The organism is Fulvivirga lutea, assembly GCF_017068455.1.
Lineage (GTDB): Bacteria > Bacteroidota > Bacteroidia > Cytophagales > Cyclobacteriaceae > Fulvivirga > Fulvivirga lutea.
The window spans coordinates 2,331,987-2,356,207 of the sequence record NZ_CP070608.1 but is presented as its reverse complement, the minus strand read 5'-3'; the positions used below and the strand labels follow the sequence as shown (position 1 = coordinate 2,356,207).

Annotated in this window: 27 protein-coding genes; 16 read left to right on the top strand and 11 right to left on the bottom strand. The window is 37.5% G+C overall.

Annotated features, from left to right (window positions below):
• Positions 1 to 45: 45 nt before the first annotated feature.
• The 6 genes from JR347_RS10685 to JR347_RS10660 all read right to left on the bottom strand — a co-directional run bounded on the left by JR347_RS10685 (position 46) and on the right by JR347_RS10660 (position 3,996).
• A complete protein-coding gene (locus JR347_RS10685) occupies positions 46 to 552 on the bottom strand; it encodes a DUF4252 domain-containing protein (protein WP_205720595.1) in 507 nt (168 codons plus the stop codon).
• A gap of 31 nt (positions 553 to 583) precedes the next feature.
• A complete protein-coding gene (locus tag JR347_RS10680) occupies positions 584 to 1,096 on the bottom strand; it encodes a DUF4252 domain-containing protein (protein WP_205720594.1) in 513 nt (170 codons plus the stop codon).
• 11 nt (positions 1,097 to 1,107) lie between these two features.
• The gene (locus tag JR347_RS10675) at positions 1,108 to 1,617 is read right to left on the bottom strand and encodes a hypothetical protein (RefSeq protein WP_205720593.1); all 510 of its coding nucleotides are present in this window, start codon (positions 1,615 to 1,617) and stop codon (positions 1,108 to 1,110) included.
• Positions 1,607 to 2,122: an RNA polymerase sigma factor gene (locus JR347_RS10670; RefSeq protein WP_205720592.1), complete on the bottom strand. Its 516-nt coding sequence runs from the start codon at positions 2,120 to 2,122 to the stop codon at positions 1,607 to 1,609. The genes JR347_RS10675 and JR347_RS10670 overlap by 11 nt, the downstream gene beginning before the upstream one ends.
• Positions 2,123 to 2,548: 426 nt before the next feature.
• A complete protein-coding gene (pdeM, locus tag JR347_RS10665) occupies positions 2,549 to 3,187 on the bottom strand; it encodes a ligase-associated DNA damage response endonuclease PdeM (protein ID WP_205720591.1) in 639 nt (212 codons plus the stop codon).
• A gap of 56 nt (positions 3,188 to 3,243) precedes the next feature.
• Positions 3,244 to 3,996: a putative zinc-binding metallopeptidase gene (locus JR347_RS10660; RefSeq protein ID WP_205720590.1), complete on the bottom strand. Its 753-nt coding sequence runs from the start codon at positions 3,994 to 3,996 to the stop codon at positions 3,244 to 3,246.
• 153 nt (positions 3,997 to 4,149) lie between these two features.
• Between JR347_RS10660 and JR347_RS10655 the strand changes: the two genes are divergently transcribed.
• From JR347_RS10655 to JR347_RS10645, 3 genes are all read left to right on the top strand, one after another.
• Positions 4,150 to 4,878 (top strand): DUF1223 domain-containing protein, encoded by a 729-nt coding sequence (locus JR347_RS10655; protein ID WP_205720589.1) that lies wholly within the window; start codon positions 4,150 to 4,152, stop codon positions 4,876 to 4,878.
• A 65-nt stretch (positions 4,879 to 4,943) separates the two neighbouring features.
• On the top strand, positions 4,944 to 5,789 hold the full coding sequence (locus JR347_RS10650) for a hypothetical protein (protein WP_205720588.1): 846 nt from the start codon (positions 4,944 to 4,946) through the stop codon (positions 5,787 to 5,789).
• Positions 5,790 to 5,832: 43 nt separating this feature from the next.
• Positions 5,833 to 6,501: an outer membrane beta-barrel protein gene (locus JR347_RS10645; RefSeq protein WP_205720587.1), complete on the top strand. Its 669-nt coding sequence runs from the start codon at positions 5,833 to 5,835 to the stop codon at positions 6,499 to 6,501.
• Here JR347_RS10645 and trxA read toward each other — a convergent pair.
• On the bottom strand, positions 6,498 to 6,794 hold the full coding sequence (gene trxA, locus JR347_RS10640; protein ID WP_205720586.1) for a thioredoxin: 297 nt from the start codon (positions 6,792 to 6,794) through the stop codon (positions 6,498 to 6,500). The two genes, JR347_RS10645 and trxA, sit on opposite strands and share 4 nt — an antisense overlap.
• An 85-nt stretch (positions 6,795 to 6,879) precedes the next feature.
• On the opposite strand from trxA, the gene JR347_RS10635 reads away from it, so the two are divergent.
• The 3 genes from JR347_RS10635 to pulA all read left to right on the top strand — a co-directional run bounded on the left by JR347_RS10635 (position 6,880) and on the right by pulA (position 11,753).
• Positions 6,880 to 8,778: an AAA domain-containing protein gene (locus JR347_RS10635; protein WP_205720585.1), complete on the top strand. Its 1,899-nt coding sequence runs from the start codon at positions 6,880 to 6,882 to the stop codon at positions 8,776 to 8,778.
• A gap of 110 nt (positions 8,779 to 8,888) precedes the next feature.
• Positions 8,889 to 9,758, top strand: a complete 870-nt coding sequence (locus tag JR347_RS10630; protein WP_205720584.1) for a TraB/GumN family protein — start codon at positions 8,889 to 8,891, stop codon at positions 9,756 to 9,758.
• Positions 9,759 to 9,770: 12 nt separating this feature from the next.
• Positions 9,771 to 11,753, top strand: a complete 1,983-nt coding sequence (pulA, locus tag JR347_RS10625; RefSeq protein WP_205720583.1) for a type I pullulanase — start codon at positions 9,771 to 9,773, stop codon at positions 11,751 to 11,753.
• Here the strand turns inward: pulA and JR347_RS10620 are convergent, their stop codons facing one another.
• Both JR347_RS10620 and JR347_RS10615 read right to left on the bottom strand, forming a co-directional pair.
• On the bottom strand, positions 11,754 to 12,005 hold the full coding sequence (locus JR347_RS10620; RefSeq protein ID WP_205720582.1) for a hypothetical protein: 252 nt from the start codon (positions 12,003 to 12,005) through the stop codon (positions 11,754 to 11,756).
• Between the two features lies 1 nt (position 12,006).
• Positions 12,007 to 12,390: an acyl-CoA thioesterase gene (locus JR347_RS10615; protein WP_205720581.1), complete on the bottom strand. Its 384-nt coding sequence runs from the start codon at positions 12,388 to 12,390 to the stop codon at positions 12,007 to 12,009.
• Positions 12,391 to 12,454: 64 nt separating this feature from the next.
• Here JR347_RS10615 and JR347_RS10610 point away from each other — a divergent pair, with 64 nt between their 5' ends.
• From JR347_RS10610 to JR347_RS10600, 3 genes are read left to right on the top strand one after another with little or no spacing between them, the layout of a single operon-like run.
• Positions 12,455 to 14,212 carry a sodium:solute symporter family protein gene (locus JR347_RS10610; RefSeq protein ID WP_205720580.1) on the top strand — a complete coding sequence of 586 codons (1,758 nt, stop codon included), beginning with the start codon at positions 12,455 to 12,457 and terminating at the stop codon, positions 14,210 to 14,212.
• A complete protein-coding gene (locus JR347_RS10605) occupies positions 14,212 to 14,496 on the top strand; it encodes a hypothetical protein (RefSeq protein WP_205720579.1) in 285 nt (94 codons plus the stop codon). The genes JR347_RS10610 and JR347_RS10605 overlap by 1 nt, the downstream gene beginning before the upstream one ends.
• A gap of 7 nt (positions 14,497 to 14,503) precedes the next feature.
• Positions 14,504 to 14,797 carry a hypothetical protein gene (locus JR347_RS10600; protein ID WP_205720578.1) on the top strand — a complete coding sequence of 98 codons (294 nt, stop codon included), beginning with the start codon at positions 14,504 to 14,506 and terminating at the stop codon, positions 14,795 to 14,797.
• Here JR347_RS10600 and JR347_RS10595 read toward each other — a convergent pair.
• Positions 14,794 to 16,899 (bottom strand): tetratricopeptide repeat-containing sensor histidine kinase, encoded by a 2,106-nt coding sequence (locus JR347_RS10595; protein WP_205720577.1) that lies wholly within the window; start codon positions 16,897 to 16,899, stop codon positions 14,794 to 14,796. The genes JR347_RS10600 and JR347_RS10595 overlap by 4 nt on opposite strands.
• Positions 16,900 to 16,999: 100 nt before the next feature.
• On the opposite strand from JR347_RS10595, the gene JR347_RS10590 reads away from it, so the two are divergent.
• Positions 17,000 to 17,419, top strand: coding sequence for a DUF1801 domain-containing protein (locus JR347_RS10590; RefSeq protein ID WP_205720576.1), 420 nt, complete (start codon positions 17,000 to 17,002; stop codon positions 17,417 to 17,419).
• On the opposite strand, the gene JR347_RS10585 is transcribed toward JR347_RS10590, so the two are convergent.
• Positions 17,416 to 17,988: a DinB family protein gene (locus tag JR347_RS10585; protein ID WP_205720575.1), complete on the bottom strand. Its 573-nt coding sequence runs from the start codon at positions 17,986 to 17,988 to the stop codon at positions 17,416 to 17,418. The genes JR347_RS10590 and JR347_RS10585 overlap by 4 nt on opposite strands.
• Positions 17,989 to 18,026: 38 nt before the next feature.
• Between JR347_RS10585 and JR347_RS10580 the strand changes: the two genes are divergently transcribed.
• From JR347_RS10580 to JR347_RS10555, 6 genes are all read left to right on the top strand, one after another.
• Positions 18,027 to 18,575: a hypothetical protein gene (locus JR347_RS10580; protein ID WP_205720574.1), complete on the top strand. Its 549-nt coding sequence runs from the start codon at positions 18,027 to 18,029 to the stop codon at positions 18,573 to 18,575.
• Complete coding sequence (locus tag JR347_RS10575; RefSeq protein ID WP_205720573.1) at positions 18,572 to 19,456, top strand: 3-hydroxyacyl-CoA dehydrogenase; 885 nt, start codon at positions 18,572 to 18,574, stop codon at positions 19,454 to 19,456. The genes JR347_RS10580 and JR347_RS10575 overlap by 4 nt, the downstream gene beginning before the upstream one ends.
• 61 nt (positions 19,457 to 19,517) lie before the next feature.
• Positions 19,518 to 20,501: a bifunctional helix-turn-helix transcriptional regulator/GNAT family N-acetyltransferase gene (locus JR347_RS10570; protein WP_205720572.1), complete on the top strand. Its 984-nt coding sequence runs from the start codon at positions 19,518 to 19,520 to the stop codon at positions 20,499 to 20,501.
• A 102-nt stretch (positions 20,502 to 20,603) separates the two neighbouring features.
• The gene (locus JR347_RS10565) at positions 20,604 to 20,996 is read left to right on the top strand and encodes a DUF1398 domain-containing protein (protein ID WP_205720571.1); all 393 of its coding nucleotides are present in this window, start codon (positions 20,604 to 20,606) and stop codon (positions 20,994 to 20,996) included.
• Between the two features lie 9 nt (positions 20,997 to 21,005).
• The gene (locus JR347_RS10560) at positions 21,006 to 21,560 is read left to right on the top strand and encodes a YdeI/OmpD-associated family protein (protein WP_205720570.1); all 555 of its coding nucleotides are present in this window, start codon (positions 21,006 to 21,008) and stop codon (positions 21,558 to 21,560) included.
• A gap of 83 nt (positions 21,561 to 21,643) precedes the next feature.
• Positions 21,644 to 24,166, top strand: coding sequence for an erythromycin esterase family protein (locus tag JR347_RS10555; RefSeq protein WP_205720569.1), 2,523 nt, complete (start codon positions 21,644 to 21,646; stop codon positions 24,164 to 24,166).
• The last annotated feature ends 55 nt before the right edge of the window (positions 24,167 to 24,221 follow it).

The window sequence follows — 24,221 nt, the reverse complement described above, 5'->3', positions numbered from 1 at the left end:
TAAGATCCCTCATACCTTCGGGATGACACTTATTCGATTATGATGTTACTTACTCCACTCTTTATGATGATCTGCTAAATACGCCAGGTCTTTCATTTCAAGGATACCATCCAGGTTGATCAGCACAAATTCGTCATCATCTTTGTTAGTTAGAATCAGCATATTGTTTATCTGACTTTTGTTGGTTTTAGCAAGGAAATAAACTCGCTCTCTGCCATCTCTAACGGTCATCATTTCTTCATAACCTTCTTTTTTGATATCATCTCTAAGGTTATCAATTTCCTTTACACTGATACCGATTTTGTCCATTGGTAATGCCAAAACATTCATGGAGTTGATTCCTTTGGCAATTCTGGAAACTGTTTGTGCATCTTCTTCTTCCGAGAAACCTGTGATGCTTGATATAAGCTCAAAGATGTTTCCATTAAGTGTTACTACTGAGGCATCACGGTCATCCTGGTACTTGCTGTGAAATGCTTCTACCGATTTGCTTTGGCTAAATGCACTCCCACAAATTACCAATGCTGCTACTATTAGACTTAACTTTTTCATGTTGTTGTTTATTTTGAGTTATTAATTATTATTAGTTTCCTTTATCTAGTTTGTTAAGATTATCGAGGCCATCGATATCCATGGCTTTAGAAATTTTGGCCACTTGCTTCAGATCTATTTCACCGAAGAGTGTGAGGATAAAAAATTCCTTATCACCACCCATAATCATTACCAGTTCACTGATTTTCTTATCATTTTCTTTGATCATGAACTTCATGTCTTTGTCTTCATCTTTGATAGACATCAGCTCATCAAACTCACCTTTTGGTAGAAGCCCTAAAGCTTCTTTGTACATGGCTTTACCATTCACTTCTTCCTTGGCGAGTATTTTAAGACCTTTCAACTTGCTAATTGCATCCAGAATTTCCTGATCTTCTTTAGATTCCATTTCAAGATCAGTAAACAAGCTGAACATTCTGCTTGTGATGGTTACATTCGTAAATGTCTCATCATCAGCATACTTATCGAAAAATCTTGATATTGCATCTTGTCCGTTTGCTGCAAAAGCTACCAGAACTGCCAATACTGTTAATACCTTCTTCATGTCTTTATTCTTTATAAATTATTGTCTTTTACTCTTTCTTGTGCTTCGTTAAATGTGGAAAGCTTTTTAGCCTGTTTTCTACCTTTATTGAAGTTTTTACTTATTAATTGAAGTGCCTTTTTTGTTTCTTCAAATGCCTTTTCAGGATCTTCGAATGTATCGGTTAAATAAGGCTGCTCCTTTTCTTTTATCTCCTGCTGGATAAAATACCCTGCCACCACAACTACTAATATTACAGCGGCTACTTTAGAGATATTGGTGAACATGCTCATCACCTTACCCTTTTTAGGGCTTGATGGTACGCCCTGCTCAATTTCTGCCAGAACCTGTTCATCAAACAAGCCATCTAATGAAGCCGATTCCTTTTCATTTGTATAATATTGAAATAGTGGAGCTACATCTTTAAACTTTGCATCATAGTCACCAGCTGAGAAGTAGTTTTTTAATTCTTTCTCCTCTTCCAGCGTGGTTTCACACTCCCAGTATTTCGCTATTAACTGTTCAATTCTTTTAGAGTCCATATGCATTTGCATTTAATAAATTCTCACGGACCGATTTTCTTGCTCTGAACAGGTTTACTTTTACCTGATTCATATCTATTTCCAGGATGTCACATATCTCCTGATAGGAATACCCTTCCACATCCCGAAGCTGAATTACCTGCTTCTGTTTGTCTGGTAGAGATGAAATAAATGTTCCTATTTTAATCATTGTATCACTTAACTCTGTTGATCTGTACGGTGTAATATTCTCACCCATACTAATATCATGTGTTTGATCCAGGCTATCGGTCAGCTTACGTTTTTTGGATTTTAACTTGTCTAATGAAAGGTTTCTGGTCACTCGCATGCACCAGGCTTCCATATTTTCAAGTTCATCCATTTCATTACGCTTGTTCCATACTTTTATGAAAACTTCCTGAACGATATCCCGAGCTTCATCGGCATCACCTACTAACTTAAGAGCAAATCGAAATAGCTTATCCTTAGTAGGTAATACTCTTGTTTTAAAAGCTTCCAAACTCATATTCATAGGCAAGACGACCGTGATGGGAGTATGTTACAAGGTAGTGAAAAAATAATTTGATTTTTTTTTCAAATTGTGATTTCATACTATCAAATGCTGTCATGCCGACAAAAGGAGTCCGATAGCTATCGGCCTTACTAAGTGGGTTTACGATACTTTTTACAATTGTTGTACGAACTTAGGAAGATCCTTCCTTCGTCAGGATGACTTTATTGTATAGAGTAATTTGATTTTTTAGTGATGTGACTAAAACAAATCAAAAGTTGACTCTCTGTAACTCAGTGCAAAAATCCAATAGAATGTGTCATGCCGACAAAAGGAGGCATCTTACTAAGTGAGTTTACGTTACTTTTTACAATTGTTGTTCGAACTTAGGAAGATCCTTCCTTCGTCAGGATGACCTTAAAAGAATATTTTGGGTTTTGTCTAGCCCACTTTTACTACAGTCTCTTCCATTATAACGAATACATCATCTCCTTTTTTAGGTGTGATAGTATAGGCTCCTGTAAACTCACCAAAGGCAGGCATGAGCCCCTGTTTTTCACCAAAATGAAAGCAAGGTAAACGCAAACTTTGTCGGGCAGAACCTCGAAGTTTTACTGCTGGATGAATATGGCCAGCTAAATTATAGCCCTCAAATTCTTGTAACGGCTCGTGGGACAGTAGCAGCGAACTCAATTGCAATTGATCTTTATGTACCAGAATCTTCAATTTATCATATTGATAAGGACTCATAATGTCATGATTGCCTTGAACCAACTCAAATTGCATTTCTGGAAATGCCTTAAGCACCTGACCAAATACTTCCCACTCAGAATTGTAGTGACTATGAAAAAGATCTCCTAAAAAAATAACTCGCTCAGGCTTTTGTTGTTGGAGCAGGCCAATTAATAATTCAATATTTCGATCATTCGCCTTTTGAGGTACAGGAATGCCAGACCTTCTGAAGTGATTGACTTTACCTAAATGCAAATCTGAGATTAAAAGAGTTCGGTTTTCAGGAATGAAAATAGCCTTTTCTTTCAACAGATTAAGTAATACACCATGAAGTACATATTCCTGCATGGTGTGAAATTATTAGAGAAGATCTAATGAGACAAATGACAAGACAACCCAAGATGTCAATCTAGGCTTACACCATGCATATCTAAAAAATAGGCTTCGTTGAATTGTGGGTCAATTGATTCGTAAAACTCACTAGCAACTTTGAATTTGTTCCTTAATGTTTCATGGCTTTTAATCGCTTCCCAAAACCCTGGTTTACTTACGAACAGGTTTTCCGCAAAAGTGGAAAAGTCTTCCAGTTTGTTCATAACACTGTATTTGTAAATAAAGCCTTTGTCAAATAACTCAGTTTCTAAGTTTTGCCTATAACTTTTTATATCGCCATACTTTAATGTATTGTTAGCTGTCCAGGCTTTATCATCAAACCCTTTACTTTCAAACAGAAATAATCGGTGAGAAAACTCATGATGTATCAAACGTTCCAACATTTCTGTATTAACTGAACCATCTTCCATATATTTTACAGCAAAGAAGAACCCATGCCTACCCAAATAGGTGCCCATCATAATGCGTTTCTTATCAAACTCGTCATACACATAAATCGTGGTAAAGTGTTCATTGATAACCGATGCAGGATATTTTCTGAGTGCCTTGTTAATCGTTGCCAAAACTGTTTGATGATACTTAGGATGGGTTTCTATCACATCAAACTTGCCTGATGTTCGGTGTTTATGTTCTTTAAAATCGGCCTCGTCAATATGTAAGTAAACTACAGCATTACTTGAAGAATCTTGCCAGCTTATTGTTTGAGCCTGAAGAATATCAACACAAAAAATTATAAGTAGGTAAGCAATAAGATATTTTATCATAACATTCTGATTAGTTTACAACATCAAAAGCCAGCAATAACATTGGTTCTGAAAAATAGACAAAAAAGAACCATAAGCACTTTAAATTAACAAATAACTCAGATTGTCTTTCAACTTACATAACCGCAAGATGCAATTAGAGTATACTATTGTATGAAACGATTAGCCTTACTCCTCATTATAAGTAGTTCCATTTTTATTATCTCATTCACTCATTTCGAAGAAACCAAAGCTGTTAAAAGTGAATCCATTGCCGTAGTCGAGCTATTTACTTCACAGGGCTGCTCCAGCTGTCCGGCTGCAGATGAAGTACTGAGTAAAATTGCCGGTAATGATAACGTATTTGCCCTCTCCTATCATGTGAGCTATTGGAATTACTTGGGCTGGAAAGACCCATACAGTAGTGAAGAGTTTACTAAGAGGCAGCGGAAATATGGCAACCATTTTAAATTAAATACCATTTACACGCCTCAAATGGTAGTGAATGGTAAGTATGAGTTTGTTGGTTCTTACGAATCCAAATTGAATAATGCACTTAATAAAATTGAGCTTGATCCAATCTCTATCTCAATTTCTGATTTAAAAATGCATAGTGGTAAGCTTACCTTTTCTTATTCTCTGGACAAACAACCAACAAATCTTCTTCTCAATGCTGCAATTGTTGAACGCCATGTAGAGAATTATGTGCCTAGAGGTGAGAATCATGGCAAAACATTAAATCATGATAATGTGGTAAGAAACCTGAAAACAATTAATGCTGATGATAGCGGCTCATTATCTCTCGAATTACCAGAATTTACCTCTGATGAAAAATTACTGATTCTCTACCTACAGGTTGAAAAGAGTTTGGAAGTGATGGGAGCGACAAAAACTACCATTTAACTATGATAACAAATCATTAATCTAGAATATGTTGCAAATACGTATTCTGTGAGTAATTTCATTCAATGAATGTTAAAAACCAACTACTTACTTGTCTATTAAGTCTGTTTATTTTTCCAACTATTTTCATTTCCTGCGATGATGATGACGAAAGTCCAGGTCTCACCAGTGATTGCCCAAATGCACCCGCCCTTTATTTTGAAGAAAGTAATGGTTTAGTAATTATTGAAGCCGAAGATGTACCAAATAGATCAAACATCGGTGAATGGGAGTTTCAAAGTGGATCTATAAATAATGTAAGTGGCCATAGCGGAGAAGGCTTCATTGTTTTCAAAGGTGAAGATTCATTTAGAGATGCAGGTAATTCGATTATTACATATAATGTGAAGATCAATACGCCCGGTATTTATCGTTTTTTATATGCAAGTACCATAGGGACTGGTGATAATAATACAGAACACAATGATGCCTTTGTTAATTTTCCAGATGCTGATGCTTTTTATGGCTACCGTTCCAACTCAAACACCATAGCTATTCCTAATGATGAAGGTATAGATTCGTCAAATCCGGATCGTAATGATCCGATCTTAGCTGAAACTTATCCTGGAGCAACTTATAAAGTTCCAAATGGTTCAAACCCAAGAAACATAGGGTACTTAAAAGTATATATGAACCAATTAGATGAATGGTGGTATGAAGGAAGTACCAGTGATAGTGATGCTCATGCAGTTTATGCCAGATTTGATAGTCCTGGCACGTATACCATACTTATTTCAGGAAGATCAAGCAGCTTTGCCATCGATAGATTAGTTCTTGTCATAGAAGAAGGAGATTTTACCGATTTAGGAAGTCGAAATAAAAGGAAAGAGGCTCTTTCACCTATAGAATCAGTAGATTCAACTTGTCAATAACTAATAATTGTATCTTGTTTTAACCGAACACTTTAAAATTGTCATGCGCTTAAAATCACTACTTATCTGCCTTTTTTTTATTATTTCGATAAAAGGTATTTCGCAACATAAAGTTGGTCTTAAATTCGGTGCGTCATTAAGCAATTCGTATCAAAACGAAGTTTTTGATGACACGAACAACCTCACTTCGGTTTTAGCAGGTCTGAACTACAACTATTTCTTAAATGAAAAATATCATCTTGATGCAGACCTCCTTTACTTAACTCGTGGATTTAACTTTGAAATATTTTTACGTGATGCAGAGGGCAATCAAATTGGTGTGGAAGAAGCACAATTCAATTATCGATATGTTTCAATCCCAATAAAAGTTGGGCGTCATTTTGGAAGTACTTTATCAGGATACGTTAATGTGGGAATCGTCCCCTCTATTTTGATAAAAGCTACACATGAAACCCCAGCTTTTTTAGGCAGGCCAGAAGAAAATTTAGATGTAACAGATCAAGTGAGAAGTTTAGACATTGGTGGAATAGTTGAGTTAGGTGGCAACTATAATTTATCAGATAAACTAACATTAGGTTTAATAGCGTCCTATCTGATGAGTTTCACCAGCTTATCTACCGATGAATACTTTGCAAGTGATGATATTAAGCTACGCAGTATTTTGATCTCAGCAGGAATTAGCTATTCTATTTCAAATAAAAATAACGATTAACTAAACTGCTCTATCACCAGCTTCAATTGGGCTGGTTGAACCACTCCGGACTGTTGCCATTTAATCTGACCATTCTTAAATAGAATTAGGGTAGGCACTCCCCTCACCTGATACTTTTGTGCAGCAGCCTGATTTTTATCTACATCCACTTTTACAATTCTGGCCTTATCGCCTATCTCATTTTTTAATTGGTCCAGCATAGGTGCCATCATTTTACATGGCCCACACCAGGTAGCAAAAAAATCGACCAACACGGGTTGGTCGCCATTGATCAATTCATTGAATTTAGACATTCGTATTCTGATTAATTATTTCAATAGTAACAAAACAATATAGGCTGGTGGTTCCTTTTCTATATTTGCAATTCAATATTTTTTTATGCCGGATATAGATCAGGGAATTAAGCGACTTATAGAACTTCTTAAAATCGAAAAAGAAGAAGACCTTCTCCAATATAAACTTAAAATGAGCGATACTTCTATTGCAGAGCGCAGAAAGCAAGGCGTGTGTTGGTTCCCACTCATCATAGAAAACACGAGATTCAATGCAGGTGAGCGGCTCGTAATTAGTGTTAGAAGACCTGACAAGTATCAGGAGCCTCATCTATTTTCATCGGGTAAGTTGGTGAGTTTTTTCAGTGCGGAAGGCGAGAATAAAGAAAGTATCAACGGAGTAGTTAACAATGTTTCGAAAGATCAGATGCTGATCACCTTAAATAGCGATGACGAGCCCTATTGGATGAAAAAAGGACAACTGGGCGTGCAGTTGTTATTTGATGAAAGCTCCTACAGGGAAATGAACAAGGCGCTCAAGAAGCTCATCAAAACCGAAGAAGCACATACACTAAAACTCAAAAATATACTACTGGGTAATGAAACACCCTTATTCAAAGAAAGCAAACCTTATCAATCACAAGGCTTAAATGATAGCCAGAATACCGCTTTAAATAAAGTATTAAATGCTGAAACTGTAAGTGTGATTCATGGGCCTCCCGGTACCGGAAAAACAACAACACTCATTGAATCAATCGTTGAAACACTAAAATCTGAGAATCAGGTTTTGGTTTGTGCACCAAGTAATAATGCGGTGGACTTACTTGTAGAAAAGCTTACCGAGCATCAGGTGAATGTGTTGAGAATTGGCCACCCTGCCAGAGTAACAGAGGAAATGCTGAGTTTAACCCTTGATGCCAAAATAGCCAATCATAAAGATTTTAAAGATTACAAGGCCATGCGTAAGAAGGCCGATGAGTTTTTTGGGATGGCCAAAAAGTACAAACGCTCTTTTGGCTATGCTGAGCGTGAACAGCGTAAACTTTTATATGATGAGGCCCATCAATACAAAGATGCAGCCGAGCAACTGAATTTCTATATTACGAATGACATCATCTCTAAGGCTCAGGTAATTGCAGGTACACTCGTGGCTGCCAATAATTATGCAGTAAAGGGTATCAAATTTAAAACGGTATTTATTGACGAAGCTGCTCAGGCCTTAGAGCCTGCTACCTGGATACCCATTCTGAAAGCCGAGCGTGTTATTTTCGCTGGCGATCATCACCAACTTCCGCCAACAATCAAATCGATGGAAGCAGCCAAGGGCGGTTTAGATGTAAGTTTGTTTGAGAAAGCTATGCGAAAAAATGAAGCTCAAACCTTACTTCAGGTGCAGTATAGAATGAATGAGGTCATTATGGGCTTTTCCAATAATTACTTCTACGATGGTCAACTAAAAGCACATACTTCAGTGGCAAACCACACTATTTTCCCTGAAGATGACCCCTTGGAATTCATTGACACTGCAGGCACCGGATTTTACGAATCTATTGACCCCGAAACAAAAAGCTCTTTTAATGAAGAAGAGGCCGGAATCTTACAAACACATTTAACAAACTATTTAAACCAACTTATTAGCATTGGAGGCACCAAAGAACTAAGCGTTGGTATTATTGCTCCTTACAGTGCGCAAATTACACGGTTAAAAGAAAGAATTGAAGCCCCGGAAGGCTTTGAAGGCAAGTTGTCAATTAACACCATCGATGGCTTTCAAGGGCAGGAACGTGATATTATTTACATAAGCATGGTGCGATCTAATGAAAAAGGTGAAATAGGTTTTCTTGCCAATGAGCGAAGAATGAACGTTGCCATGACACGAGCAAAAAAGAAATTAGTGGTAGTAGGCGATAGCGCCACTTTGAGCCAGAACAAATTCTACAATGCCTTTATTGAGTATGCCCAAAGTAATGGGTTATATAAAAGTGCCTATGAATTTATGTACTAATTCTACAATCTTTTAAAAAAAATTACATCGACAGTAATTTCTTAACATCTTTCTTCTACCTAAGCATTCGGCTCATTATATTGCACATCCTTAATTAATCGAATAAGCTCATGGTTGGTAGATTTATTGTTGCGCTTCTTTTTATTGCGGCATCGCTGCAAGCACAGGAAAAGTCAGTATTGTATAAGGTAACCGGAAATGGTTTGGAGAAACCCTCTTATTTGATGGGTATTATCAATTTCTTACCTGCAGATCAGTTTAAAATACCTGCAGCTGTAGATAAAGCAATGGAAGAGTGTGAAGTGTATGCTGCAAAGTTTGAGCAGAACAGAAAGACTCAAAAGAAATTCAACGAAGCTGTTAAAATACCTAATAACGGTTGGATTAACGATTATTTGACAGATGACGAACTGAACCAACTGAGATTATTACTATTGCTTGATATGGAGGTTAAAGAACATGCATATCATGATTTTTACAGCAGATTACAGCCAATTATTCTGGTACCTACAACCACGGCACTGAAGCTGGGTGATAACATTGTTTATACTGAACTCAAATTGCACGAGGTGGCAAAAAAGCACAAGCTAAAGACAGAGAGCCTAGGAACTATACAAGAGGAAATTGCAGCTTTTGAAAAATTTCCAATAGAAGATCAGGTGGAAGCCTTAAAGCATACTGTTAATAACTTTGATCAACATATTGCTGAGTACGATGAGATGGTAGCTGATTACCTAAAAAATCAGGATCTTGTAAAAGTGAAAAATGAAACTTTTAAGGCTACAAATGAAAGTCAGCAATTCAAAAAAGTGTATTACGATTCAAGAGCTTTGGGCTGGTTACCTAAAATAGAGGAAATGATGAAAGACAAGCCCACTTTTATAGCTCTTGGTGCTCCTTACTTAGTTGGTGATGTAAGTCTTTTGAACTTACTTGAAACCAAAGGCTATAAAGTCTCGCCTGTTGAAGTGAGCTTCTAATTTTTCAAATTCATGAGAAGGGTAAAATTAATTGCTGCTTTTTCAGCAATATTATTTGGCTGCAAAAATGGAGTCGAATATTCAGACTTTACCAAATACCCCTCACCAACAGAAGAAAATCTTTGGGTTGATTACACCCCTACCGCTACAACCTTCAAGCTTTGGTCGCCAACAGCCGAGGAGGTGAAGTTGTTATTTTACAAAGATGGAGATAACAGCATTAGCCATGAATCACACACATTAACTAAAAGTTCTGAGGGGGTTTGGAGTAAAAACATCCCTGGGGATCATGCCGGAACTTACTACACATTTCAGGTAAAAATCAATGGAAAATGGCTCAATGAAACACCAGGAATTTACGCTCAGGCTGTTGGTGTAAACGGTCATAGAGCAATGGTCATCGATTTGGAAAAGACCAACCCAGAAGGTTGGAATGTAGATAAAGGACCTCAAATTAAAACTCCTAATGAAGCTATTATTTATGAGCTGCATATTCGAGATATGACAATTAGCCCTTCGAGTGGAGCTTCTGCTAAGGGTAAGTATCTCGGCTTAGTTGAATCAGGAACACGTACTCCAAAAGGAATAGCCACAGGTATAGATCATATAAAAGAAATGGGTATCACTCATGTGCATCTACTACCAACTTTTGATCATTATTCAATTGATGAAACAAATTTAGATAGTGCCCAATTTAACTGGGGCTATGATCCGCAAAATTACAATGTACCTGAAGGTTCATTTTCATCTGATCCTTATAATGCCGAAGTAAGAATTAAAGAGTTTAAACAAATGGTTAAAACCTTCCATGAGGCTGGCATAGGTGTAATTTTAGATGTTGTGTATAACCATACAGGAAAAACAGCCGAATCTAATTTTAATCAGGAAGTTCCTGGTTATTACTACCGCCAGTGGGCTGATGGAAAATGGTCCGATGCTTCAGCCTGCGGCAATGAAACTTCTTCAGATAGGCCAATGACTCGAAAATTTATAGTTGAATCAGTAAAATATTGGGCCAAAGAGTATCATTTAGATGGTTTTAGATTCGATTTAATGGGTATTCACGACATAGAAACGATGAATGAGGTTGCTTTGGCAGTGAAGAAAATTAATCCTAATGCATTCGTATATGGTGAGGGCTGGACTGCCGGAGATTCTCCTCTACCCCAAGCCAATAGGGCTTTAAAGGCCAGCACCAAACAAATGCCCAACGTTAGTGCCTTTAGTGACGATATTCGAGATGGCATTAAAGGTTCTGTTTTCGATGAGAAAAGCACAGGGTTTGTGAGTGGTGACGAAAACCTGGAGGAGACTATAAAATTTGGCGTTGTTGGCTCCATTGATCATCCTCAAATTGAATATAAAAAAGTTAATTATTCTGATACTTCATGGGCCAATGAGCCTTGGCAGGCAGTTTCGTATGTTTCTTGCCATGATAATCATACATTATTTGATAAGCTCACAATCTCTCAACAGGATGCAACTCCAGCTGAAATTGAAGCCATGCATAAGTTGGCAAATGCCATTGTTTTAACCTCTCAAGGAGTTCCTTTTCTACATGCCGGAGTTGAAATGCTTAGAACAAAAGGTGGTGAACACAATTCGTATAATAAGCCAGATTCAGTAAATCAGATCGATTGGACAAGGAAAGCAGAATATAATCATATTGTTGAGTATTATAGGCAAATCATAGGACTACGAAAAAATCATCCAGCTTTTTATATGCCGAATGCCCAAATGGTAAGAGATAAACTAAGTTTTGTTTCCTCAAATCCTGGTATTGTTGCTTATCAGATACATGACAATGCCAATAGCGATTCCTGGAAGAATATTTTGGTAATCTACAACGCAAACAAATCGGCAGTAACGCTGCCTCTTACAGGCAAATGGACTATTGCGGTGCAAGGTAGTGAAATAGATGAAGCAGGAATTACAAACTTGCAAGACACATTAAATGTACCTGCCCTTTCAATGATGATTGCTTTTCAAGAGTAGTTAATAATTATCGTCCCATTCGGATTGAATTCTGAGTTTCTTGATTCTTCTTAAAACTTCAGGGTCATGTAATAATTCACTTTCCTCGCCTTTGGATGTGAAATGGTAGCCATCGCAAAACTCACATAGATAAACATTGATGGGCCCGGTTCCTTTAGCATAGCTATTTCTACCTAAGTGCTCAATAAGTGCCTCTTCGGCTGCATCCTTATTGTGGTAATAATTCTTGCCCGTTGAACAATACCCCTTCATGCTACTTGAATTGATGATACAATGACTCTTCTATTCTTTGTGGCCGCATGGTGGATGAATTAAGTGCGCACCATGTAGTTCTAGCCTGAATTACTATCTCTCCTTTGGTATTCTTTAGCACTACATTTCTTGGCATTTTAGGTCCCGAAGCCTCCTCAACCCAAGTCTCACCTGTTAGTACATCACTTTCAAATGCTGGTTTTTTATAGTCGATCTCATGACGTAGTACCACCCATAATACTTCTTTTTGTAATTCGGTGGATGCAAATGATTTCCAATGAGCTTCAGCTACTTCTTGTACATAACGCAAATACACCACATTATTTACATGACCCATTTGGTCAATATCATCAGCTTTAACGGTTATTCTGTGCGAGAATGGCATTGGTCAAAGATAAGTTTTTGTAGCACAAATATTTTAATCTAATTTGAGACCAAAATACCAATACATGCAGTTAGAATTTCTGGATTACCTGATCATTGCCGTTTTTATTGTTATTACATTATACATCGGCCTAAAGTATAAAAATCAGGCAGGTAAGGATATTAGTGAATTCTTCTTAGGTGGCAGAAACCTGCCCTGGTACATAGCCGGAATATCGATGGTGGCCACAACTTTTGCCGCTGATACACCCTTGGCTGTTACTGAGCTGGTGGCTCAAAATGGAATTGCAGGAAACTGGCTGTGGTGGAATATGCTGGCCGGTGGCATGCTTACCACATTCTTCTTTGCACGCTATTGGCGCAGAGCCAACGTACTTACTGACTTAGAACTTATCGAAATAAGGTATAGCGGTAAACCAGCGCAATTTTTAAGAGGTTTTAGAGCAATCTACTTTGGGTTGTTTATGAACGTACTGATCATAGGTTGGGTAAATGTAGCTTTAATGTCTTTACTGGAAGTATTTTTTGACATTCCGGCCAATGAACAAATTTTTTATGTTGCAGCCGCCATGGTGGTAGTAGCGTTATATTCAGCTATGTCTGGTTTGTTAGGAGTTGCCTTTACTGATGTTATTCAATTTGTAATTGCCATGGTTGGCAGTATTGTTCTTGCCATCATAGTACTTAACTCCGATGAAATTGGTGGCATACAAAACCTAAAAGCCAATCTCCCGGATGGGTCGCTTTCTTTCTTTCCGACTATCGGTTCTGAAAATTCAGGTACCGTTCTCGTGCTGGGTTTTAGTAGTTTCTTTGCATTCATCGGTATTCAGTGGTGGGCAAGTTGGTATCCGGGTGCCGAGCCCGGTGGTGGCGGATACATTGCACAACGAATGATGAGTACAAAATCGGAGAAAGATGCCATCTACTCTACCCTTTTCTTTCAAATAGCACATTATTGTATTCGCCCATGGCCATGGATAATCGTAGCACTTTGTGCTGTGATACTATACCCAGAATTAAGTGCAGAAGATAGTAAGTTGGGGTATGTGATGGCCATGAAAGACTACCTTCCCACCGGGCTGAAAGGTCTGTTGCTAGTAGCTTTTTTTGCAGCTTATATGAGTACCATCTCAACACAATTAAACTGGGGAACAAGCTATTTAATTAATGATTTATACAATCGCTTTATCAACAAAAAGGCCGACAATAAGCAACAAATTAAGGCTTCGAGAATAGTGACCGTGTTAATAATGATCATTGCCATTTTCGTTACTACACAAATTAAAACCATATCTGGCGTGTGGGCATTTATCATTGAGTGTGGTGCTGGTTTAGGTCTGGTAATGATCTTACGTTGGTATTGGTGGCGAATTAATGCATGGAGTGAAATAGTAGCTACCATTGCACCTTTTATTGGTTACGCACTCACCAAATATGTTTTCGTGATATATGACCCTTCTTGGGCCCTGGGAATTGGCGAAAATCCAAAGGGCTTTTTCTTTACTGTAGGTTTTACAACCATCTCCTGGATTATAGCCACCTACACTTCCAGAACCGATGGCGAAGTATTAAAAGCCTTTTACGATAGAATACAACCGGAAGGTGATTGGAGGCATTTCCGTAAAGACTGGAAGATTCAGCGATTGGCCATCTTGGCTGTATGTTGGTTAAGTGCTATCGTAATGGCCTATTGTATTTTATTTTCAACAGGCAGCTTAATTCTACAGAATTATATTTATGCGGCCATGTATTTATGTACGGCTATACTGTCCTTTATACTTATGAGAGTATGCGCCAGAAAAGTGGAGATATTTAAGTAATGGCTGGGGGAGCAGGTTTTATTTATGATATGATTGGTTCTATTAGAAATAATAGTGCCATAAGAAAAAAATCACATCGATTAAAAGTTAAGAAAACGTACCAAAAAGTTCTGATCAAAAAGAAATTCGTTTATAAACGTGCTACTCAAGATGATCTAAGATTAATAAGAGAGCAAGTACGTAAAGAATTTATTATACAACGATCAAAAACAATGGTTGCAGCCACAATCACATTTTTAATCGGAAGTATTTTATCTTTCTATATTTATAAAATACTAACTTGATTTAATTATGGGAGGCGGAGCAGGTGGTTTTATGCATGATGCCAATAAAAGGCTTCAGCAAAACAGAAATCTTTTAAAGAGAAATAGTTTATTCAATAACCAAGATAAATCAATTAGTCCGAAAGGTGATATAAAGCAAGAGCATGTACAACCCCTTTCCAGTGAGCAAAAATCTTATGTAAATGAGTTGCTTATAAAAAGACAAAAAGAAGAAAGAATTCGGTTTATAAAAAGACTAATTATTGCACTTATTGGTGGTTTCTTACTGGCATATATTTTATGGTCGTGGATGCAGGTTTAAACGGAGGGAATTCTTGGAAAAACCATCTTCACATCGGTACCCTCACCTACTTCGCTGTTAATTTCTATTTTACCCTTCAGGCTCTCTACCGCCACCTTAGTGATGTACAGGCCCAACCCATTGCCATGAGAACGAATATTACCTCGATAGAACATTTCAAAAATTTTCTCCAACTGATCACCTTCAATACCCACCCCATTATCACATACATGTACTAGAACTGAATCTTGTCTGCCTGTAATAGTTACTTCAACCCTCTTTTCATCTTTGTTTGGGTCACAATATTGAATACCGTTACTGATCAAATTCTCGAAGATTATTCCCAACAAATCAGGGTCTGAGTCAAATGTATTATCTACTTGTATGGTAGTTTTAATGGAAATCCCCCTATCGCTAATAAGTCTTGCTTTAGGCTTTACCACCTTTTTTACAATCTCATCAAAATCTATTTTCTGATTAGCAAGATCGCTCTTACGCACTACATTTACGTGCAGCAAATTATTCAACGTTGAATTCATTTCGTCCGCTGTTTTATTCACTCGCTCAATTATATCTTCATAGGTCTTTTCTCCATCCCTGCTACCAAGGTATGCTAGCCCCTGTAGCGTCATAATGGGCCCTTTTAAATCATGCGAGGCACGGTAAAGAAACTCTGACAATTCAGCATTCGACTTATTTAATTTTTCCGTTCTACTCAGTACAGTCTGCTCCAAGTTGGCATTAATAGTCTTAATCTCTTCATAAGCCTCATTCAACTCTTCTGATTGCGCCTGAATTTCTTCGTTGCGTTCCACAACCACTTTGTTCAACATTTTTAATTTATTATTGGCTTTACGCGATTGAATAATAAAATAAATCAGAACGACCACAAATACAGTAGTCACTATCAAAAAGGCAATGAGCATGCGCTGCCTGGAAAGCTGCTGCATCAGCAACTCATCTTTTTTTAACTGCTCTTCTTTCAACTGAATGTTTTCACGCTCTTTTTTTTCACTTTCATAAAGCGTTTGAAGTTCAACTACTTGTCGGTTTCTGTCAATATTAAAAAGACTATCACGTAGCTGAAGGTGACTTTCATAATATTTAAGTGCCTTTTTATAATCACCTTCATTTTTATAATATCGAGCCAATGAGGCTAGCACATCGCGTTGTATGTCTTTTAGACCAATGTCATTAACAATGTCATAAGCTTCATTAAAATAGTCAAGAGCCTTTGTCTTATTTCCATTTTCAAACTCCAACTGACCTAGTTGATTCAAAGTATGTGCTAGTCCATGCTGATTATCTAGTTGCATAAATAGTCGCATGGCTTTTAATAGTTCACTTTTGGCGGCTTCTAATCTTCCTGTTTTAAGGTAAATGTCACCAATATTGCGAGTGGTGATAGACTCACCTCTCGTATTATCATATTTGATGAATAAATTTCGAGATTCCATCAAATTCGACAGTGCCCGCTCATACTTGCCTTGGATAGTATATATTTCACCAAGATTATTGATGCAAACAGCCAGCCCCGTTTCATTATTTAATTCACGAAATAAACTGATAGCTTTTTCCGTGTAGCGAATGGCATTTTCATAATCTTCTAAGTCCTTATAGGTATCTCCGATATTCTGAATAAAGGAAGGGATGAGTTCCTTGATTTCTGATTCCTCGAGCACCTTTAACCCTTCGAAAAATAAATTGAGCGCGATATAATATTCGCCTTGATCGTTATGCACCACGGCCATATTATTATACAGCGTAGCTTCATGACGGTATTCTTTTAACGTAATAGCCAAATCCAAGGCTTCCTGATAATTGGCAAGTGACTCCTCTATATTCCCTTTAATCCAATGGCCGATACCAATCATTTTCAAGCTCTCTAAGATGCCTTTTTTGTAATCTAATTTTTGTGAAAGCTCTTTAGCCTTCTGGCCGTATTCGAGGGTTTTATTGGCGTTGGAGTTGTAATAAGCTAAGGCCAGCGCACATTGGGTATCTACTTTACTTGTTTCTTCAGGCAATGTTTTTAAAACAGCTTCAAGGCTATCTATCACTGAATCCTGTGCAAATGCAGTAGTGTATACTAGTGTTAAAAAGATGATACCAACTATTCTCATGGCTAAATCAAAGATTAATATAATCAATATTTCGAGATTGAGCTTACTATGGCATTAGAGTATTTGTTAATTTAATGGTTGATAATCAATGCTTAACACTATGTCCCAAAACAAAACCACCGCTAACAACCAATCTGTTGTCAAGTTTTTAGAAAGTGTGGAAGATGAAACCAGAAGAAAGGATAGCTTCCGTATTCTTGAGATTATCAAAGATATAACTCAGCTAGAACCAAAAATGTGGGGCGGAAGTATCATTGGTTTTGGCGACTATCATTACAAATATGATAGTGGCCGTGAAGGCGATTTCTTTCGAGCTGGCTTCTCACCACGTAAGCAAGCCCTCACCATTTATCTGATGGCAGGTTTTAAGGAATATGATGAGCTACTTCAAAAACTAGGAAAGCATAAGATTGGTAAAAGCTGCTTGTACATTAAATCACTGGATCAGGTGGATATGGACGTGCTGAAAAAAATGATCACCCTTTCATTCCAGAGAATGCAGGAAAAGTACCCTGATTAGGGCTTTGCTGTACCATTAAAAAAACTTATCCCAGTTGCAATAGGATTCCCATTAGCCCTTCTAAAGGCAACAATTTGACCCACGTGCCAGGTACAATCGGCAATCGGGCCATTTAATAGATGCCAGAAAGGATACTCCACTCTTCTGTTTTTACCTTCAAAAATTACGTTCATGTCGGACATATCATCGACTGACATTAGCTTGGCATGCGCCACTTCCAGGTTGGCCAGGGTTATTTTCCTCATCATATCAAAGTCAACAGTATCGGGCAGTACATTCACCTCTTTTAATGTTGCATTCTTTATCATGAATGACATCTCGTAAATATGATGTAGCGTTTCCAGAATGGTCCGACCATCTTCACTTGGTTTATAGCTTAGATCCTCGTCTCTTAATGAATCCGTAGCCCAGTAATATCGAAACCCCAACCCTTCAATCGTACGGGCAGCTGTAGTTCCGGCAGTATATTTTTTGGGATAATCTGATACTTCCCGAAATGGAAGTTCCTGTGCGTTAGCATTCATGGCAATAGATAATAATGTGAGCACGAAAAGTCTGATTAATGTCATTAGCTGATAATTTGAGTACAATTTACTAACTTACGTAGGTGATAAGCGAAAATTCACAAAGAATATTTGAATCCGAAGGGTATTCCATCCTTGTTAAGGGTTCATCGGTGTATATCACTTCCAAGAAAGTGGCAACAGGTATTTCACTGGTTGCATTTATTGCTTTGCTCATTGCCATACCCCTAACACTTATTACGCTAAATGGAGCGTTCGCTTTACTAGCTGCATTTCTATCATTGTACCCAGGTTACAAACTCTTGAAACAAACAGAGATACCCAACTCCATAACCATCAATAACCACGATAATGTTATTAGCTTCTACAAGATTTATGGATCATTTACCAAAACCTTTAAACTGAATGAGGTGAAAGATATGAGTATTTCCACTTTTGAGGAGTTTCAGGATTCCAATGCGTTTAATGATGGTGTTTCTCATACCCACTATTTTATTGATTTAGAAACGACAAGCAAAACCTACACATTATTGCGATTCGAAGACACAGAGCTAGCTCAGGTTCAAAATATTTTATCAGAACTTAAAGCAGCACTGGGGCTAAAATATTTGAACAAAAAAGCAGCTGCATGACGAAAATTATGATTGCCGGAGGTGGCACCTTGGGCTCACAAATAGCATGGCAAACTGCCATCAGTGGGTTTAAAGTGATAGTCTATGATAAAAACGAAAGCGGACTGGAGGACTGTAAAAAATTTCACCAACGCTATGCTAGAATCTATATGGATAAGGGATCGGATGAATCTCAAATTAAAAGGGCAATAGAAAACTTGTCATTTACTACAGACATACAACAAGCGAGTGAATATGTATACCTGGTGAGTGAATCAGTACCCGAAAATCCGAAAATTAAAGCCGCTTTTTACCAGGAGCTTTCTAAACATATTGATGACTCAGCCATTATCACCACCAACTCCTCTACCCTATTGCCTAGTGATTTTGTGGAGTTTGTATCTAAGCCTGAGCGGTTTTTGGCCATGCACTTTGCCAACTATATCTGGCAAAATAATATTGCCGAAATTATGGGTCATAAAAGTACTGATGCATCTGCTACCGAGAAGACCATTCAATTTGCTAAGGACATTGGTATGGTGCCTGTTCAGCTGAATAAAGAGCAGAACGGCTACATCCTCAATTCTATTTTAGTGCCGTTTGTTTCATCCGCCATGGCATTAGTAGCCAATGGTGTTGCAACTCATGAAGATGTGGATAAAACCATGCTGGTTTCCGGTTTTGCGTCTGGTCCGTTTCAGATTTTAGATGTGGTAGGACTAGAAACGGCCTACAACATAGAGCATCATTGGGGCACATTACTTAACGACAAACAGAAATTAGCCAATGCAGCCTATGTAAAAGAGCATTATCTCGATAAAGGTAAACTGGGCATTAAAACGGGCGAAGGCTTTTATAAATACCCCAATCCAAAGTTTAAAGACCCTGGGTTCTTAAAATAATTCTAACATTTTAATAATTATATAAAAGTACTTTCATATTTTTATGAAAATACTTTTATAAATGAATATACTCAATGACATTGGTTACTTATCAATTGGTTCGCGATTGCGCAGAATCTATGAAAAGCTACAAATTGATGGTGATAAAATATATTCTGAACTTGGCCTAAACTTTAAGTCAAGCTGGTTTGCCGTGTTTTATGCTTTGTCCAAACAAGACAATCAAAGCATTACCCAGTTAGCCAATCAAATTGCTTTTACGCACATAACCGTTAAAAATATCGTACGCGAATTGGAGGCTTCTAAACTGGTTAAAATCACGGCTAATAAGACCGACAAGCGATCCAAAGTAGTCTCGCTTACGCCAAAAGGGGAACAACTAAAAATAAAACTTCTTCCTGTCTGGGAGTCTTTCGGCCGAACACTAAAAGACTTATTCCAAGTTGACAATACATTTATAAATGCTCTAACAGAAATTGACCAACTACTGGAGGCCAAGCCCCTCGCCTCTCGCTTTAAAGAATCACACAATAAGGCAAGCATTATCAATGCACATCCTAAAGACTATAAGGCCATTGGTCAGCTTATGGTGGAAGTATATTCGCAATTGGATGGATTTCCTAAGCCTGATGAAATGCCTCGCTATTACGAATTCTTACAAAATGTAGGCGAGTTAACTCAAAAACCTCAAACAGAATTGTTTGCCACATACTCTAGGGACAATAAGGTGCTGGGTGCCGTAGTATTCTTTGGCGACATGCAATATTATTCATCAGGTGGGCGAGCAATGAAAGAAAAAAACTCTGCAGGCTTCAGACTACTGGCAGTGAGTCCTGAGGCTCGCGGACTTGGATTAGGTAGAGAGTTAACACAAAAGTGTATCGACAGAGCTAAAGAACTTGGTGTGAAGCAAGTTGTGATTCATACCACCAAAGCGATGGAAACTGCGTGGAGCATGTACGAAAAAATAGGCTTTATCAGAGCGAGGGAACTTGACTTTAATCAAGGTGATTTAGAGGTGTTTGGGTTTAGATTAAGTCTTTGATGCTCCCGAACGAATAGAATGAACATACCACATTCATATTCTCTATTACAAATCAGATATAACCTATTATATTGTATTAAATTATCTAAATAAGAAAATACAATGTTCACCTTAGATCAAATAAAAGCAGCTCATTCAAAGGTAAAATCGGGAGCAGATTTTCCAAACTATATCAATGACCTGAAGCAACTAGGTGTTTCAAATTATGAAACGTATGTAACGGATGGGCATACTGATTATTTTGGAAGTAACAATGATGTTGTTACTTCCCCTGCTAAATATCAACCATTAACCATTGCGAAACAAAGTGATTTCGAACAATTTAAAAATGACCTCAAGGCTCATCAAAATGGCAAAACGGATTATCCTACTTTTTGTGCTGACTGTGCCAAATCAGGTATAACAAAATGGGTAGTGGATATAAGGCAAATGACCTGTACCTATTATGACCAAAACAGGAAAGAGGCATTAGTAGAGAAAATCCCCAGTGTATAACTTTACAGAATGACTCCCACATTCTTTGCGACACCCCAGGAATTTAGAAATTGGCTTGCCGAGAACCATGATAAGGAAACTGAACTCATTGTTGGCTATTATAAAGTAGCTACCGGCAAGCCTTCCATTACATGGCCTGAATCTGTTGATCAGGCACTTTGTTTTGGTTGGATCGATGGGATTAGAAGATCAATTGATGAAGAAAGTTATTGTGTTCGATTTACACCCAGAAGGACTGATAGTATTTGGAGTGCTGTAAATATTAAAAAGGTTGAAGAACTAAAAGAAGCCGGATTGATGGAAGAGGCGGGACTTAAAGCCTATTCCTTAAAAACTAAATCTAAGATTTACTCTTACGAAAATAGACCTGAAGCACTGGCCAAGAATTATGAGAAAATCTTTAAAGAGAATAAGAACGCTTGGAAATTCCATAACAACCAGCCTCCATTCTATAAAAAACAGTGTGTTCATTGGGTAATGAGTGCCAAGCAAGAGAAAACAAGACTCTCCAGGTTAGATAAATTGATTAAAGCCAGTGAAAATCAGCAGCGGGTGAAGTGGTAGTGAAACACTTATTTATTTAATCTATTTTATATTAAAATAATTATATATTTACTGCGTTTGATATTTTTCATTAAAACCAATTCATGCGCTTATCAAAAACTCTTTTCATTGTCTGTTTTCTACTGGCTTTTAATTTTTCTTACACACAACCCAACCAACATTTCAATGAATTAGAAATTCATCCTATCAATTCGATTGCCCCACAATCAACTGACTTTAGTGATTTAGAATTCCTAAAGGAAACCTTAAAAAACAATCGAATCGTACTGCTCGGAGAACAATCGCATGGAGAAGGTGCTACCTTCGCAGCAAAAGTGCGGATCATCAAGTACCTACATGATGAATTAGGTTATGATATTTTGAGCTTCGAGAGTGGCCTTTACGATAATTACAAAACCTATCAGCAAGTAAACGGATCAAATTCTGATCCCAGCCCTATAGAAGATAGTGTTTTCAAAATTTGGTCTGACAGCAAAGAGTTTAAGCCCCTTCTTCAGTATATCCATCAACAAAAAGAGAATGGTACGCCATTAATGGTTACTGGTTTTGACTCACAAAGTGATCTCATTTTTGAAGAGGAGTTTTTAATTGACTTCAAAGCGTTACTAGGCGATAACCTCAAACTGAATGACAAGGAAAATCAAATATTAGATGAGGTTTTCTATGGTGGACCGGAGTTCCTGCTTTCGAACGAAGTTGATTCCACTTTCTTCTTCAGCACTTGCCATAAGCTAATTAAAGAAGTTGATCAATTGATCGACAAAAAAGAAACGATTGAAGCTAAAGTAATGAAACAATCATTGATTGGCAGAGTTGCTTTACTACAATGGGAAATGGATATTCTCAATGAAAATGAAGTGAAAGTTCAAAACCCGAGAGACCTTCAAATGGCAAAAAATCTAATCTTCTTATCGGAGTTATACCCGGATAAAAAGATAATTGGATGGGGAGCTTCCTATCATTTTGCCAATGAGGTGAAAAGCTACAAGAATACAGCTCTCACAAAAGATTACATATTGAAATTTGATTCCCTGCAAAAAAGTGAAGAACCGTTTGATCTTGATAAGTCTATGGAAGGTGCAGTTCCTATGGGCCAACTATTGAAAGATCATTTCGGTGATAAACTATATAGCATAGCCTTCTCATCTTTTGAAGGAGAATTCGGGATGTTAGGGTTTAATACCATCTCGTTAGATGCTTTGGAACCACCACAAGGAAGTATAGAATATGAGTTAAACGAACAAGGGTTTGAATATGCTTTTGTCGATTATAAACAACTAGCTAATAACCAGTATTTCTACTCATCAGCATTAGGCAACTTACCCGTTTACGCTCCTTGGTCGAAAGTTTTTGATGGTTTATTTTTTATAAAGACTTCCTATACACCATCATTTATCTACAAAAATGAATCAGCTCAAACAATTGCTAGAAAAGCCTCTGATCCTGTAAAATCACAGAAATTAAAGTATGTAATTAATGAAGCTGATAACACAGGTATTGGATATGCTAACATTTATGTTTTAAATACCTCGAAAGGTATTGCAACAAATGCCGAAGGAGCATTTTCCTTTTCTACAGAAGGACTAAAACCGCAGGACAGAATTGTACTATCGTGCATCGGTTTTAAGAACGACACCATATCAGTTCATGAGTTAAATACAACTGCCGAATTTAGATTAAAGCCTGAGCCTTTTCAGCTAGAAGAAGTTGTTATTCGCTCAAAGCCACTAAGTGCTAAAAAGATAGTAAAGCTGGCAGAGAAGAAAATTGAGGATAACTATTTTCAAGGACACAGCCAGCAGGAAGTCTTCTATCGAGTGAAAAAGTATCGGGAAGATTCTATTACTTTCGATGAAACCGCTTCGGTATTAGTTGGTAATCGAACAGGTTATCAATCAAGTATCAGGCCTTCAAAAAAACTGACAGGAAAAATACTTCAGTATAAAAACATTCTCAATCAGGAAGAATTGAAAAATGCCTGGGACGGTGTTGGGTCGTTATGGTTAGTTTATTCTCATGATTTAATCCTGCATAAAAACAATGTTTTACATAGGCCAGCCTATTATGATTTAGATTTGGAAGGAATAACCGCCTATAACGGTGAGCGGGTGTACAAAATAAATTTTAAATGTAAAAAACCCGGCTCATACACAACTGGATACGGCTACCCTTCGCCACTTGCTGCGACAGGAACAATTTATATTCACACAAAAAACTATGCAGTTCTAAAATTCGAAATTTTAATTGTGCGCGATAAGTACAAGTTAAAAAGATTCCCGAACTATGAATTGGACCCCTACGGTTATTCAATCACACAGACTTATACAGAGTATCAGGGAAAATATTTTCTGAATTACTCGAGTGAGCTGAGCTATTCGAGATGGAACAACACAAAAACAGATACCTCCTATCGCACGTTGGAAGTACGTGAACTGGTGTCCACAAATATTGATACTCAACCCACTGTTGAGCTTAATTTGCCGATTTCAAGCATAAAGATTAGATCAATTAAGGAAGACCCTGATTTTTGGTCGACACACAATACTAAAATTGAGGACTCTGTTACTGAAACCTATAAAAAGGTGGGGTTGGGTGATAGCGATTGAAATCCATATCGATAAGACTTAGGCAAAGATTCCTCCATTTCATTACGGAATGACC

Excerpts from the sequence above, each read along its gene's own strand:
- pdeM (WP_205720591.1), bottom strand. The coding sequence starts at position 3,187 with ATGCAGGAATATGTACTTCATGGTGTATTACTTAATCTGTTGAAAGAA.
- JR347_RS10575 (WP_205720573.1), top strand. The coding sequence starts at position 18,572 with ATGACGAAAATTATGATTGCCGGAGGTGGCACCTTGGGCTCACAAATA.
- JR347_RS10570 (WP_205720572.1), top strand. The coding sequence starts at position 19,518 with ATGAATATACTCAATGACATTGGTTACTTATCAATTGGTTCGCGATTG.
- JR347_RS10610 (WP_205720580.1), top strand. The coding sequence starts at position 12,455 with ATGCAGTTAGAATTTCTGGATTACCTGATCATTGCCGTTTTTATTGTT.
- JR347_RS10595 (WP_205720577.1), bottom strand. The coding sequence starts at position 16,899 with ATGAGAATAGTTGGTATCATCTTTTTAACACTAGTATACACTACTGCA.
- JR347_RS10645 (WP_205720587.1), top strand. The coding sequence starts at position 5,833 with ATGCGCTTAAAATCACTACTTATCTGCCTTTTTTTTATTATTTCGATA.
- JR347_RS10600 (WP_205720578.1), top strand. The coding sequence starts at position 14,504 with ATGGGAGGCGGAGCAGGTGGTTTTATGCATGATGCCAATAAAAGGCTT.
- JR347_RS10685 (WP_205720595.1), bottom strand. The coding sequence starts at position 552 with ATGAAAAAGTTAAGTCTAATAGTAGCAGCATTGGTAATTTGTGGGAGT.
- JR347_RS10635 (WP_205720585.1), top strand. The coding sequence starts at position 6,880 with ATGCCGGATATAGATCAGGGAATTAAGCGACTTATAGAACTTCTTAAA.
- JR347_RS10670 (WP_205720592.1), bottom strand. The coding sequence starts at position 2,122 with ATGAGTTTGGAAGCTTTTAAAACAAGAGTATTACCTACTAAGGATAAG.
- trxA (WP_205720586.1), bottom strand. The coding sequence starts at position 6,794 with ATGTCTAAATTCAATGAATTGATCAATGGCGACCAACCCGTGTTGGTC.
- JR347_RS10590 (WP_205720576.1), top strand. The coding sequence starts at position 17,000 with ATGTCCCAAAACAAAACCACCGCTAACAACCAATCTGTTGTCAAGTTT.
- JR347_RS10630 (WP_205720584.1), top strand. The coding sequence starts at position 8,889 with ATGGTTGGTAGATTTATTGTTGCGCTTCTTTTTATTGCGGCATCGCTG.
- JR347_RS10560 (WP_205720570.1), top strand. The coding sequence starts at position 21,006 with ATGACTCCCACATTCTTTGCGACACCCCAGGAATTTAGAAATTGGCTT.
- JR347_RS10620 (WP_205720582.1), bottom strand. The coding sequence starts at position 12,005 with ATGAAGGGGTATTGTTCAACGGGCAAGAATTATTACCACAATAAGGAT.
- JR347_RS10655 (WP_205720589.1), top strand. The coding sequence starts at position 4,150 with ATGAAACGATTAGCCTTACTCCTCATTATAAGTAGTTCCATTTTTATT.
- JR347_RS10585 (WP_205720575.1), bottom strand. The coding sequence starts at position 17,988 with ATGACATTAATCAGACTTTTCGTGCTCACATTATTATCTATTGCCATG.
- JR347_RS10605 (WP_205720579.1), top strand. The coding sequence starts at position 14,212 with ATGGCTGGGGGAGCAGGTTTTATTTATGATATGATTGGTTCTATTAGA.
- JR347_RS10680 (WP_205720594.1), bottom strand. The coding sequence starts at position 1,096 with ATGAAGAAGGTATTAACAGTATTGGCAGTTCTGGTAGCTTTTGCAGCA.
- JR347_RS10675 (WP_205720593.1), bottom strand. The coding sequence starts at position 1,617 with ATGGACTCTAAAAGAATTGAACAGTTAATAGCGAAATACTGGGAGTGT.
- JR347_RS10615 (WP_205720581.1), bottom strand. The coding sequence starts at position 12,390 with ATGCCATTCTCGCACAGAATAACCGTTAAAGCTGATGATATTGACCAA.
- JR347_RS10660 (WP_205720590.1), bottom strand. The coding sequence starts at position 3,996 with ATGATAAAATATCTTATTGCTTACCTACTTATAATTTTTTGTGTTGAT.
- JR347_RS10565 (WP_205720571.1), top strand. The coding sequence starts at position 20,604 with ATGTTCACCTTAGATCAAATAAAAGCAGCTCATTCAAAGGTAAAATCG.
- pulA (WP_205720583.1), top strand. The coding sequence starts at position 9,771 with ATGAGAAGGGTAAAATTAATTGCTGCTTTTTCAGCAATATTATTTGGC.
- JR347_RS10650 (WP_205720588.1), top strand. The coding sequence starts at position 4,944 with ATGAATGTTAAAAACCAACTACTTACTTGTCTATTAAGTCTGTTTATT.
- JR347_RS10555 (WP_205720569.1), top strand. The coding sequence starts at position 21,644 with ATGCGCTTATCAAAAACTCTTTTCATTGTCTGTTTTCTACTGGCTTTT.